The organism is Streptomyces sp. NPDC047453, from assembly GCF_040643155.1.
Taxonomy (GTDB): Bacteria; Actinomycetota; Actinomycetes; order Streptomycetales; family Streptomycetaceae; genus Streptomyces.
On the sequence record NZ_JBEYTS010000076.1, the window covers coordinates 19,455 to 31,888 of the forward strand.

The window sequence follows — 12,434 nt, forward strand, 5'->3', positions numbered from 1 at the left end:
GGCTGACGCGCCGCACGCCCGTTGAGGGAGCGGGTCGGTCGAGCGCGCTCAGTCCTCGATGGCCCGCCGTACCCGCCGCGACGGCCCGAACGCGTACAGGTCGAGGATCTCGGGCGGCTCGGCGAGGCCCGGCCCTCCGGCGCGTACCCAGGCCGCGATGTCGGCCGTCGCGTCGGGATCGTTGACCAGCCCGAGCCAGACCGGGCGCCCGCCCGCGGCCCGTCCGGTCGTCGAGGGCTGTACGACGATGACGTTGGCCTGCTCGCAGGCGTCGAGGCAGTTCACCGCCCGGACCCGGGCATCCAATGCCAGTTCGGTCTTGGGAGCGGCGAGTTGGGCGGCGTGGTCGACGCCGGGGATCGTGTCCGTGCCGCAGCAGCAGCCCCGGCACACGGTGACCGTGCACTGGGGCTCTGCCTGCGCGGAAACCTTGTGTCGGCGGCTCACTGGACTGCCCGTTGCCACGCCGCCTCGCGCAGCAGCCGCAGTCCGTTGAGGCCGACGATGACGGTGGAGCCTTCGTGGCCGGCCACGCCGAGCGGCAGCGGCAGGGTGCCGATCAGGTCCCAGGCGGCCAGGTCGGCGATGAAGACGCCCGCGATGATCAGGTTCTGCACGACAGCTTGCGGGCCTGCCGCTGCCGGGACAGCGCGATCACGGCGGGGACCGTACGGAGTTCATCGCGGACGATCACCGCGTCGGCGGTCTCCAGCGCGAGGTCGGATCCTGCCCGGCCCATGGCGACGCCGGTGTGGGCGGCCGCCAGGGCAGGGGCGTCGTTGACGCCGTCGCCGACGACCATCACCTTGCGGCCCGCATACTCCAGTTCCTTGACCGCGTCGACCTTGTGCTGCGGCAGCAACCCTGCCCGTACGTCGCCGATGCCGACCTCGGCGGCCAGGCGGGCGGCAGCGCGGGGGTTGTCGCCGGTCAGCAGCATGGGCGCGGTTTCGGTGAGGGACGTCAGCGAGGCCACGGTCGCGTTTGCGTCGGTGCGCAGCCGGTCGGCGATGGCGAGCAGTCCGACGGGGGTGCCGTCCACGGTGACAAGAACAGCGGTCCGGCCGCTGTCCTCCAGTTCGCGCGCGATGACGGCCGCCCGCGCGGAGTATGTGTCCGAAGATGCGTGCAGGTGCCGGTGAGCCGACCGCTACCACGCGCCCGCCGATGGATGCGGTCACCCCGATCCCGGGCGTGGAGTCGAAGTCCTCCGCCACAGGGAGGCCGAGCCCTCGTTCGCGCGCTGCGTCCACGACGGCGCGGGCCAGGGGGTGCTCGCTGGGGTGCTCGGCCGCCGCCGCAAGAGTCAGCACCTCATTCTCGTCGAGTCCCGATCCGGTGAGCGGGCGGGCATCCGTGACGCGCGGCGTTCCTTCGGTCAGCGTGCCGGTCTTGTCGAGCGCGACTGCGTCGACCTGTCCGAGCCGTTCCATGACCACTGCGGACCTCACGAGCACGCCGTGGCGCCCGGCGTTGGCGATCGCGGACAGCAGCGGCGGCATGGTCGCCAGTACCACCGCGCACGGTGAGGCCACGATCATGAAGGTCATGGCGCGCAGCAGCGAGTGGGCGAGTCCCGTGCCGACGGCGAGCGGGATGAGGAAGACGGCGAGGGTTGCCGCGACCATGCCCAGCGAGTAGCGCTGTTCGACTTTCTCGATGAACAGCTGGGTGGGCGCCTTGGTCTCGGATGCCTCCTCCACCATCCGTACGATCCGGGCGATCACGGTGTCGGAGGCGTCCCGCTCGACTCGTACGCGCAGGGCGCCGGTGCCGTTGAGGGTGCCGGCGAAGACCTCGTCGCCCATCTCCTTGGCGACGGGCAGCGGCTCGCCGGTGATGGTTGCCTGGTCGACGCCACTGGCCCCGTCCAGGACACGGCCGTCGGCGCCGACTCGCTCACCGGGCCTTACGAGGATGGTGTCCCCAACCGCGAGTTCCTCGACCGGGACGATCACTTCGCGTCCGTCGGGGTCGAGGCGGGTGGCCTTGGCGGGTGCCAGGTCCAGCAGTCCTCGCACGGAGTCGGCCGTCCGCGCGGTGGCGAGCGCCTCCTGGTGCCACGCCTCCACCGTACAGGAACACATGAAGACGCATTCATGTCTTCATGTCCGTAGGATAACGGGCATGGGCCATGGATCTGACGCCAACACCACCGCCACCGCACGCGAGCGCCTGGAATCGGTTGGTGCCGCCGACGTGGCCGCCACCCTCCAGGCCCTGGCCACGCCTTCACGGCTGAGGATCCTGGCCCGGCTGCAGGAGGGCCCGTGCGCAGCCACCGAACTGGCCGACGCCGTCGGGATGGAGCAGTCCGCCTGTTCCCACCAGCTGCGCCTGCTGCGCAACCTCGGCCTGGTCACCGGTGAGCGTCAGGGCCGGTCGGTCATCTACGCGCTCTACGACAACCACGTCGCCGAACTCCTGGAGCAGGCCCTCTACCATGTCGAGCATCTACGGCTGGGGCTGCGCGACATCCCCGCGACCGCGGTCGGCTGAGGTACCGGGGCCGCGCCCTCGTGGCCCGGCCCCAGCACCCGATCAGGAACATGCCCTGCTGGGAGAGGTTCCGGACGCTCAGTACCAGGCCCACCGCCCGCCCGTCCGGTGCCAGGGCGACCCGGCAGCGTCGTGGCGAAGTCGGTGCCCCCCGCGCGGATCACCGCGGTCGGCACGGTGTGGCCGCGCCGGCGCTGACGCGGTGAGGACAGGTGATCGGGCGGGCCGATCAGTGGTGGTGCATGGTCGGCCGATGCGCGTCCGGTGGCCGGGTGTGGTGGCCGTGGCGGTCGGTGCGCAGGCCCAGCCCCATGAGGGTCAGGTCCACCAAGCGGTGGACGGCGGCCGGGTCGGGTGCGGCGGCAGCCGCCGCCAGGGCGTGGAGGCAGTAATTGGCGAGCTCGTCGGAGGGCGCGTCGCTGTGGAGCCGACCGTCCGCGGCGGCTCGGGAGAGTAGGCCCGAGAAGAGTTCGGTGAGCTGTCGTTGTGCGCGGGCGATGGGCTTGCCGCGGTGGACCAGGGCTGCGATCTCGCTGGTGTCGTTTCCGCGGTGGTGGCAGATGAACGCGTAGGCGGTGAGCACGCTGTGCAGGGCCTGCTCGGGGTCCGCGGCGCGGTCGCGCAGTTCTGCGAGCTCGGCGAGGTGGGCGCTTCGTCCGGGTCCGTACACCGCAGTGCGCCGCACTGGCCGGGCTGGTGCGCGACCGGGGCGCGACCGTGGACGAAGCGGGCCCGGACACGCTGCGGTTCACCGGGATCACCAGCGAGACCGTGGGTGAGATCGCCCGCGCCGTCGGCATCGCCCTGCAGGAACTCGCCGTCCAGCAGGCCTCCTTGGAGGAGCGCTACATGGAACTCACCGGCGAAGCCGTCGACTACCGCACCGCCGCGAACCCGAAGCTCGTCACCGCGGCCCCCAACGCCAGCTGAGGACGATCCCCGTGACCACTCCCGCCTTCATCTCATCCCTGCCCCGCCCCGCCTCCCGGGGCGCGCTGTCGGGCTTCAACGACCAACTCCGCTCCGAGCTGTGCAAGCTCCGCTCGGTCCGCTCCGCGCTGTGGACCTTGCTCGGCGCGGTCACCTCCAACGTCGCAATCGGCGCGCTGGTGGGCGTCTTCCTCGTCAGCCGCCTCAGCGTCGCGCAGCAGCAGGGTGCAGACCCGGTCCGGCTCAGCCTGATCGGCCTGCACCTGTCGCAGATCGCACTCGGCGCGCTGGGCGTCCTCACCATCACCAGCGAGTACGGCACCGGTCTGATCCGCGCCACCCTCGCCGCCACGCCCCGGCGCCGCACGGTCCTGGCCGCCAAAGCGGTCGTCCTCGCGGGCGTCGGCCTGGCCGTCGGGGTCTTGTCCTGCGTGGCCGCGTACCTGGTCTTCCACGCTGCCCTGCCTGCCGACACCAGCAGCGCCCTCAGCCGGTCGCTGACCAGCCCAGGGGTTCTGCGCGCTGCCGTCGGCGGCGGCGTCTACCTCACCCTCCTCGGGCTGCTCGGTCTGGGCCTGGGCGCGGCCCTGCGCTCCAGCGCCGTCGCCATCGCCACCCTGCTCGGCCTGCTGTTCGTGCCCGTCATCCTGGTGGGCATGCTGCCGGACACCTGGCAGACCACCCTCGGCCCCTACCTGCCGATGAACGCCGCAAATGCCCTCTATCTGCTGCACCCCGAACCCCACGGCCTGAGCGCCGCGGCGGGGCTCGGCGTCTTCTCCCTTTACACCGTCCTCGCCCTCGCGGCCGGATTCACCGTGATCCACCACCGCGACTCCTGACCGACGCCGGAGGACTGGAGCAGCCATGCCGTACCCACTGACCTGCCGGCACTGGGGGCAGTCCATTACCCGGGGGAGCGCGAGGACGAACTCGTCGGGCCCATGTGGGGGCGGCGCGGGGCCCCTGATCATGCGCACGGCGGCTGCAGTCACGGCATTCGGTGGGCGTGTGACGGGGTGATGGTCTTCCCGGTTGCCGTAGCCGGCAAACAGGTAGGGCCTGCGGGCATGGGCATCTTCCTGGTGGCCCGGTCGAGCCGGTGTGTCGCGGCCGGAAAAGGTTTGAGAACAAGCCATTGACAACGGGTGTGTCGTACGCCACTTTGTTCGCCGTCGTCCCTCGTCGATGAGGAGTCGTGGATGGCTGCGCAAGAGGAAGTCCAGCCAGAGATAGAGCTGGACGAGGATGCTGCCCGTCTCGCAGAGATGGGCTACAAGCAGGAACTTCATCGCGGTATGTCCGCGTTCTCGAACTTCGCGGTGTCGTTCTCGATCATTTCGATCCTGGCGGGCTGCATCACGTCGTACGGGATCGCGCTGAAGTCGGGTGGTCCGTCGACCATCGTGCTCGGCTGGGCGGTGGTCGGTGTCTTCGTGACGTGTGTGGCGCTGGCCATGGCCGAGGTGTGTTCGCGCTACCCCACTGCGGGTGGTCTCTACTTCTGGGCCGGTGAGCTTGCCAGGAACAACAAGCGTGCCTGGGCCTGGTTCGTGGGCTGGTTCAACTTCATGGGCGAGGTCGCCGTGACCGCCGCGATCGACTTCGGGTGCGCCACGACCTGGATGGCGTTCATGAACCTCGTCTGGGGCATCGAGGTCACTGCCGGCGGTACTTTCCTGCTGTTCCTCGCGATCATTCTTGTGCACGCGCTTCTCAACACGTTCGGCGTGAAGCTCGTCGCGTTCCTGTCGAACGTCTCCGCCTGGTGGCACGTGGTGGGCGTCCTGGTCATCGTTGCCGTGCTGTGGGCGCTGCCCGAGCACCACCAGTCCGCCGGGTGGACGCTGACGGGCTGGCACAACGCCACCGGCTGGACCTCCGGCATCTACGTCTTCCTCATGGGCCTGCTGATGGCGCAGTACACCTACACCGGGTACGACGCGTCGGCCCATGTGGCGGAGGAGACCAGGGGAGCGGCCCGCAGCGCGCCGCGCGGGATTGTGATGAGCGTGGTGATCTCGGTCATCGGCGGTTTCATCCTGCTCTACTCCATCACCGCGTCGATCCAGGACAAGAGTTCCGCGGGGCTGGACAAGCTGGCCGCGTCGAGTACCGGGCTGCCGCCGGCGCAGGTCTTCCTGGACTCGCTGAACAGTCCGGGCACGGCGAAGTTCCTGCTGTTCATCGTGTGTGCCGCCCAGTTCTTCTGCGGAATGGCCTCGGTGACCGCCAACTCCCGGATGAGCTACGCGTTCTCGCGCGACAACGCCCTTCCCGGGTCGAGAATCTGGGCGAAGGTCAACCCGCGCACCGGGACGCCCACGAACTCGATCTGGTTCTGCGTGACGCTCTCGGCGATCCTGACGCTGCCGGCGCTGTTCAACACCACGGCATACCTGGCGGTGACCTCGATCGCGGTGATCGGCCTTTACATCGCCTATGTCACGCCGGTGCTGCTGCGTCGTCTGCGCGGCAACGAGTTCGTTCCGGGACCGTGGCACCTGGGCAAGTGGAGCAGCCTGGTCGGCTGGGTCGCGATCGTGTGGGTGGTGGTCATCTGCGTGCTGTTCGTGCTGCCGCCGACCCGGCCGGTCAACGTCGACAGCTTCAACTATGCGCCGATCGCGGTGGCCGTGGTCGCTCTGTTCGCGCTGGTGTCGTGGTATGCGGGCGGCCGTAAGCACTTCATGACCAGCCGTGACAACCTGAAGGATCTGTGACGTCGTGACGCCTGCGACCCCGCTGGGTGCCACCGCCGCGGCCCCGTCGTCGTCCACCGGCCACTGAAGCCGGGGGAGGGGCCGCTGTCGTTCTCGCGCGAGAAGTTGGTGGGGGGTGGCCAGGCCGACACCTTCGCGTTCCATGGTCTGGATGAAGTCCTCGACGACCCCGTGGTCGAACCTGTTCATCCGCCGGCTGCCCAGCAGCGGCAGCAGGCGGATGGCCGGCAGGGTTCGGGAGGTGAAGGGCCGCGACGGCGCTCCACTGCCCGCTCCCAGCACCCCCGTTGCAGCGTTCGTTCGACCTTCAGCGGCTGCTGAAGGTCACCTCCTTCGAGCCCTCGGCGCGCGCGAAGGTGCCCGCGAACCCCCAGTTCTGCCAGCCGCCGTCACCGTTGTTGGACAGGGTTCCCTCGTCGATGGAGAACACATCGACACCGTGCACCACCGCAAGGTGCTCGAGGCCGGACACCCTTGAGAAGGAAAGGTCGTTGAACGACTTCACCGCGATGATGTTCGTGTCGGGAAAGCTGCGGTTGTACTCGTCGATCAGCGAATGGATCAACTCGGCGCTGTCGCCCGGCACATCGCCGGAGTAGTCGGTACCGGGGTACGGCCCGCCGTCCGTGTACTTCGGCGTCCCGTCGTCGAAGTTGACCGTGCCCGTTCCGGTGGGGAGGGAATCGGCGTCCAGGTCGGCGGGTTCCGGCTGCTCGAAGGCCACCTCCGCGCCGTCGCGGGTGAAGTCGCCGTAGAAGGCCCAGTTGGTGTAGCCGCCGTCGCCGTCATTACTGAACGTGCCCTTGTCGAAGACGTAGATGTCGAACACGGCCCGGCCCGAGGCGATGTCATCCCCCTCCTCGCCAGCGTGGTACTCGTTGGAGTTCAGCCGGTATCTGCCGTGATGGACGAACGAATCCGGCTGCTCGACCCAGTGCGAGGACTGCTCCGAGTGCATCGCGACCACGTTGTAGTCGGGGAAGCAGCGGCGCATGTCGTTCACGAGCATCCGGACAGCCTGAGCCGACGCCTCGTTGTCCAGCGGGGAGTATGTGTTGTAGTACCGGCTCCGGTCGGGCAGTTCTTCCCCCTCGATCTCGCAACCCTCGTCACCGGACTTCCAGCCCTCTTTCCGCTGGGGGCGGGGCGGCTCTTGGAACGTGACCGTGCGGCGGTCCTCGCTGACGTCGAACACGCCGTAGAACCCGCGGTTCTTCCATCCGAGGTCGGCGTCGTCCGCCCAGGTGAACTCGCCGGTCTTGAACGCGTAGACGCGGTACGTCGTACCGCTGATGCTGACGGTCTCGATCAGTGCCGCACCGTCCATCTGCTGCAGATTGCCCTCATGCGGCTGCGCGATGACGATGTTGTAGTCGGGGAGGCAGTAGGCGAGGTCCGCAAGCGCCTCCTGGACCCGCTTCTCCTTGTTCTTCTCGTTGTTGACCTTGTCGATGACGAAGTTGACCAGCCAGGAGTAGCCCCAGGCGGCCGCCGTGCTGACGGGGCCGTTACCCGGAACGGAGACCGACGACTTCGATGACCGTTCCCGCGGCTCGAAGCACAGGTCGGGAAGTGCGTTCCCCTTGCTGCCGTCGGGCTTGTCGCCGGATTCGCCATCCGGCTCGCCGGTCTGTTCACCGGGGGCGGTGGCGGGCTTGACGGGTTCGCCGGGATCGGACTGCCCGTCGCGGTCGTTGCCATCGTTGTAGTCGGCACAGTCGCCGCCGCCTGTCATCTCCACGATCCGGCAGATCTGCCGGTGTGCGGAGTGGGAGATGTCGCCCCCGATGACGGTGCCGACGATCGCGCCGACCACGAGGGTGACGAGCCCCAGCATTCCCAGGTACTCGACTGCTGTCTGCCCCGTGCTCGTGCGTACTCCTCGGCGTATGCGGTCGTTGCGGTTCACGCGTCACCTCGTCGTGGCTTGCTCGATCCGGGCACCGGGGGCCGGCCGTACACCCGCCGGGGGTCGAACCCTAACGACGACACCTGGGCCCATGGACAGGGCTCAGAGGCCTGTACCAGGACCCAAATCGGCAGGTGGGGCCCAGTGATCGAGGTGACGGGAAGCTGTCGTCGCCGACGGTGGCGGAGCTCCGCCACCCGCTCCGGAGCTCCCGCCGGTCACGCTGAAAGCATGGGGGAAGGGCGCGCTGACCTGCGGGAAGCCTCTGAGTGTCGGCGGTCGGCGGGTGGGCGGTGTTCGCCTCATCCAGTCTCAGTCGTCGGTGGCCTGGCCCGGCAGGTCGACGCTGTCGCGGAGGGTGACGGGAGTGAGGAAGAGCGTGGCGACCACCCCGACCATGGCGATGATCGCGGAGATCAGGAAGATGTGGCCGGTGGCGTCTCCGTAGGCGGCGCGTACGACGTCCTGGACCGGGGCCGGCATCGCCTTGATGTTCAAGGTGGATCCTCCGCCGCCGCCCGTGCCGGCGTCGATGCCGAGCTTGGCCAGACCTTCGGTGATCTTCGTGCTCACAGTGCCGGCCAGTACCGCCCCGAGCACCGAGACGCCGATCGTGCCGCCGAGGGAGCGGAAGAAGGTGATGGCTCCGCTGGCCGCGCCGAGTTCCTTGAGCGGGACGCTGTTCTGCAGGACGAGGACCAGGTTCTGCATGGACATACCGACGCCGACACCGACCGCCGCCATGCCTGCCGACACCGCGACGAGGGACGTCTCATGGTCGATCATGGACAGGCCCAGGAAGCCGAGCGTCAGGACGACGACACCGACCACGACGACGGGCTTGGGCTTGCCAGTCGTGGAGACCATCCGGCCGGCCACCGTGGAGGAGATCAGTACCCCGGCCATCAACGGCATGGTGAGCAGGCCGGCTTCGGTGGGCGAGTAGCCGCGTCCGATCTGGAAGTACTGGCCGAGGAAGACCGCTCCGCCGAACATCGCCATGCCGACCGCGAGGCTCGCGACGATGGCCAGGGCGGGGTCACGCCGCTTGATGATGTGCAGCGGTATGACCGGCTCGGCGACCCGGGACTCGACCCACAGGGCCGCACCCAGCAGCGCGACGGCGCCGGCCACCATGGCGGCGGTCTGCCAGGACAGCCAGGCGAACGAGTTGTCGACGAACGTCACCCACAGCAGCAGGAGGCTGACGCCGGCCGCGATGAGCGAGGCTCCCCAGTAGTCGACCTTGGTGTCCGGACGCCGGACGTCCTGAAGGTGCAGGGTGCGGTTGAGGATGACGGAGGCGACGACGGTGAAGGGCAGCGCGATGAAGAAGCACCAGCGCCAGCCCAGCCAGGAGACATCGGTGATCGCCCCGCCGAGCAGCGGGCCGCCGACGGTGGACACCGCCATGACCGCGCCGAGATAGCCGTTGTAGCGGCCCCGCTCCCTGGGGCTGACCATCGCGGCGATGACGACCTGCACCAGGACCTGCAGTGCGCCCATACCCAGGCCCTGCACCGCGCGGAAGCCGATGAGCTGAGCGGTGTTCTGCGAGAAGCCGGCGCCCAACGAGCCCACCACGAAGATCGCGATCGACATCTGGAGCAGGAGCTTCTTGCTGAAGAGGTCGGCCAGCTTGCCCCAGATCGGCGTTGAGGCGGTGGAGGCCAGCAGGGTCGCGGTGACCACCCAGGTGAACTGCGACTGCGTCCCGTTCAACGAGCCGATGATCTGCGGCAGCGCGACCGAGACCACGGTCGAACTGAGCATCGCGGCGAACAGCACCGTGAGCAGCCCGCTCAGTGCCCGCAGCACGTGCTTGTGGTCCATGGTCGCGGAGCCGTCCGGGCCCCCGGATACCGCTGTGTGCGCACTCACGCGCAAACCTCCGGATGAAGAGAGAACGAGGTCGACGAGGAAAAGGTCAGGGCCGGCGGGAGGACGGCACGAGGGCCGGCCGTCAACGCGGTCTGGACACGACCGGGACGCCGACTGGCCCAGAATACATGCGCAGTGCGCAATTTTGCGCACTGCGCAATGTTGTTGGCGCTCTCATAGGATGGCTGCACCATGGAGCACTCAGCGGGACTACGCGAACGCAAGAAGGCCGCCACCCGGCAGGCGGTCCACGAGGCCGCCCTGCGCCTGGCCGTGGAGCGCGGATTCGACGCGGTCACCGTGGAAGAGGTGGCCGACGCGGTAGGCATCTCACGCCGGACGTTCTCCAACTACTTCGCCACCAAGGAGGACGCCGTCCTGTGGGGTGACGAGCGCTACCTCGAAGAACTGGTAGCCGCCTTCCGTGCCCGCCCACCCGAGGAGAGCGCCTGGGCCGCCCTGTGCACCACCGTCCTGGACTGCCTGCCGGAGAGCGGCGCCCAGGAGTGGGAGACGCTCGTACGCACCCGACTTGCGCTGCGCCACCCCGCGCTCCTGGCCCGTCAACTCGCCAATCACGCAGGGCTGGAGGCAAGCCTCACCGAGGCGATCGTCGAGCGCTGTCCCGCCCGGGACGCGGACACCGCCCTCGACGCCCGGGTCATGGCGTCGGCCTTCCTCGTCGCGCTGCGCATCTCGATGCGCCGCTGGATCGACAGCGATCTCACCGACGACCCGCGTGAGCTTGTCGTCGACACGATGAACCGGATGGCGCGCCCCTTCGTCTGACGCGCCCTTGGGCCGGCGGACCCGTCATCTCCGCCACAGCGAGTTGAGCGGGCTGTCGCCCGATCGGGTGGGAGCGCGGTAGTTGACGCCTGCGGAGGCGGAGCAGCACGCCGAGCGTGTCCCGGCACGGGCAGGCCGGCGGACGTCGCCGACCACCTCACCGCCGCGCAAGGTCGCTGGGTCCTGCCCCGCTGTCAGCCGGCGCGCGGGAGTCCGACCTGGAAGAGCGCGCCGTCGTCGGGTGCGTCGGTGAGGGTGGGTGTGCCGCCGTGGCGCTGGACGACATCGCGTGCGATGGCCAGGCCCAGGCCCGCGCCGCCGTCGTCGCGGCCGCCTGCCTCGTCGAGGAGGACGAAGCGTTCGAAGACGCGCTCACGGCCGGCCGCGGCGACGCCGTGCTCGCCGAGTCCGCCAGGACGGGCCTGGGCCGGGCGGTGGACACGGCGCTCGGCAAGGTCCCGGGCACTGCGACGTCGGCCGAGCTCGACGGCCACCGCGACGGGACGGCGGCCTGGCGCGTCGATGTCACCGACGACCAGGGCGCCGCGCACGAGGTCGTCGTCGACGCACGGACCGGCAAGGTCACCGCCATGCACACCGGCCCGGCCCACTCGCGCGGCAACGGCGCGGACGACGACCGCGAGCACGACTGAGCAGCCGACGCTGCCGGAGAACTTGTGACTGAGCGACCTGGCCCGGGGCATCCTGACGCCCCGGGTCACAGTGACCAGCTGAGATCTCCGTCGAATCCGGGACGGCTCGGTGAGCCGATGCTGTCGCCGGCCGTGGTCCATCTGTGGCTGAAGGCGATGGGAATGTCCAGGGCGAGGAAGTTCTTCCCGTCTCCTGTGTGGGCGCGCAGGTGGAGATGGTGCCTGGGCCACCGGCACCGTCTGGGGGATCTGGAGATTCCAGGTCTGTCTCCACGGCCCGGCGGGCGGTTGGGCGTCACCCGACAGGCTCGTGCCCATGCTTGCCAGCAGATCGGGCAATGTGTAGCTTTTGTCCAGTATTTTCGTGGGGCCGATCTTTATGATCACCCTGCAGGTGACCCGGGTCAGGTCGACCGTCTCTTTGAGGTGGCTGTGCATTTCCCAGCGGACTTGTTGTCCAAGGCGCGGCAATGCGGGTGTGCACGTGATGTCAAGGATGTCCATGACGTAGTTGTCGTCGCTCGCGTCCTCCACCAGGCGGTTGTTCATGTCACTCATCCCGTGGTGTCTTGGGCGGGGAGTCGCGCCAGATGCTCTGAGACCAGAACCCCGGCCCGATTACGGCGGGCCGGGGTTCTATGCCATGCGCATCACGGGCTGGCTCTAGAAGTCGAAGCCGCCGAAGTCGTCGAAGTCGCCGAAGCCGCCGAAGTCGTCGAAGCCGCCCTTGTGGTGACCGATCACCCGGAAGCTGGCGACCACTCCGTCCTCGACGCACACGCCGCCGTGGACCCTCCCGGGCTTCACGCCGTTGGCTTCGCTGCGCGGGCCGACCGTGGCGATGGGAGCGCCGTTGTCGCAGGTCGCCCCGCGGAAGACCTCGACGCCCCTGCGGCTGTCGTTGCGGATGTTGAGGCTCTTGGAGCCCAGGCCGCTCACCACGGTGATGCAGCCGTCCGGGCGGGCGGAGTACGACCGCTCGTTGATGAAGATCCTGCCCACCTCGCGGTGGCCGCCGCGGTGGCCACCGCCGCCGCGCTCGCCGAAGCC

General features: G+C 69.1%; 10 protein-coding genes and 3 pseudogenes. 6 read left to right on the forward strand and 7 right to left on the reverse strand.

The features are described from left to right. Nucleotides 1-48 precede the first annotated feature (48 nt). Together ABZ818_RS35945 and ABZ818_RS35950 are read right to left on the reverse strand one after the other, a co-directional pair. Nucleotides 49-447 carry a (2Fe-2S) ferredoxin domain-containing protein gene (locus tag ABZ818_RS35945; RefSeq protein ID WP_361424368.1) on the reverse strand — a complete coding sequence of 133 codons (399 nt, stop codon included), beginning with the start codon at nt 445-447 and terminating at the stop codon, nt 49-51. After that, a pseudogene (locus ABZ818_RS35950) lies at nt 444-2,054 on the reverse strand (heavy metal translocating P-type ATPase); the annotation flags it as partial. The pseudogene ABZ818_RS35950 and the gene ABZ818_RS35945, both read right to left, overlap by 4 nt. Nucleotides 2,055-2,127: 73 nt before the next feature. Between ABZ818_RS35950 and ABZ818_RS35955 the strand changes: the two are divergent. Next, nucleotides 2,128-2,499 carry a metalloregulator ArsR/SmtB family transcription factor gene (locus tag ABZ818_RS35955; RefSeq protein WP_361424371.1) on the forward strand — a complete coding sequence of 124 codons (372 nt, stop codon included), beginning with the start codon at nt 2,128-2,130 and terminating at the stop codon, nt 2,497-2,499. 229 nt (nt 2,500-2,728) lie between these two features. Here ABZ818_RS35955 and ABZ818_RS35960 read toward each other — a convergent pair whose 3' ends face one another. After that, a complete protein-coding gene (locus ABZ818_RS35960; RefSeq protein ID WP_361424374.1) occupies nt 2,729-3,169 on the reverse strand; it encodes a hypothetical protein in 441 nt (146 codons plus the stop codon). 47 nt (nt 3,170-3,216) lie between these two features. Here ABZ818_RS35960 and ABZ818_RS35965 point away from each other — a divergent pair, with 47 nt between their 5' ends. The 3 genes from ABZ818_RS35965 (at nt 3,217) to ABZ818_RS35975 (ending at nt 6,152) form a co-directional block, all read left to right on the forward strand. Beyond that, nucleotides 3,217-3,429 (forward strand): hypothetical protein, encoded by a 213-nt coding sequence (locus ABZ818_RS35965; RefSeq protein ID WP_361424377.1) that lies wholly within the window; start codon nt 3,217-3,219, stop codon nt 3,427-3,429. An 11-nt stretch (nt 3,430-3,440) separates the two neighbouring features. Then, nucleotides 3,441-4,271 carry an ABC transporter permease gene (locus tag ABZ818_RS35970; RefSeq protein ID WP_361424380.1) on the forward strand — a complete coding sequence of 277 codons (831 nt, stop codon included), beginning with the start codon at nt 3,441-3,443 and terminating at the stop codon, nt 4,269-4,271. Between the two features lie 360 nt (nt 4,272-4,631). Beyond that, complete coding sequence (locus tag ABZ818_RS35975) at nt 4,632-6,152, forward strand: amino acid permease (RefSeq protein ID WP_361424383.1); 1,521 nt, start codon at nt 4,632-4,634, stop codon at nt 6,150-6,152. A 307-nt stretch (nt 6,153-6,459) separates the two neighbouring features. Here the strand turns inward: ABZ818_RS35975 and ABZ818_RS35980 are convergent, their stop codons facing one another. Continuing rightward, a complete protein-coding gene (locus tag ABZ818_RS35980; protein WP_361424386.1) occupies nt 6,460-8,061 on the reverse strand; it encodes a hypothetical protein in 1,602 nt (533 codons plus the stop codon). 312 nt (nt 8,062-8,373) lie between these two features. After that, nucleotides 8,374-9,894, reverse strand: a complete 1,521-nt coding sequence (locus ABZ818_RS35985) for an MFS transporter (protein WP_361424395.1) — start codon at nt 9,892-9,894, stop codon at nt 8,374-8,376. A 240-nt stretch (nt 9,895-10,134) separates the two neighbouring features. Between ABZ818_RS35985 and ABZ818_RS35990 the strand changes: the two genes are divergently transcribed. Further along, nucleotides 10,135-10,731: a TetR family transcriptional regulator gene (locus tag ABZ818_RS35990; RefSeq protein ID WP_361424389.1), complete on the forward strand. Its 597-nt coding sequence runs from the start codon at nt 10,135-10,137 to the stop codon at nt 10,729-10,731. Nucleotides 10,732-10,925: 194 nt separating this feature from the next. Here ABZ818_RS35990 and ABZ818_RS35995 read toward each other — a convergent pair. Then, a pseudogene (locus ABZ818_RS35995) lies at nt 10,926-11,126 on the reverse strand (ATP-binding protein); the annotation flags it as partial. Between the two features lie 39 nt (nt 11,127-11,165). Here ABZ818_RS35995 and ABZ818_RS36000 point away from each other — a divergent pair. Continuing rightward, nucleotides 11,166-11,384, forward strand: a complete 219-nt coding sequence (locus ABZ818_RS36000; RefSeq protein WP_361424392.1) for a PepSY domain-containing protein — start codon at nt 11,166-11,168, stop codon at nt 11,382-11,384. A gap of 663 nt (nt 11,385-12,047) precedes the next feature. Here the strand turns inward: ABZ818_RS36000 and ABZ818_RS36005 are convergent. Further along, nucleotides 12,048-12,434, reverse strand: a pseudogene (locus ABZ818_RS36005) (hypothetical protein); the annotation flags it as partial.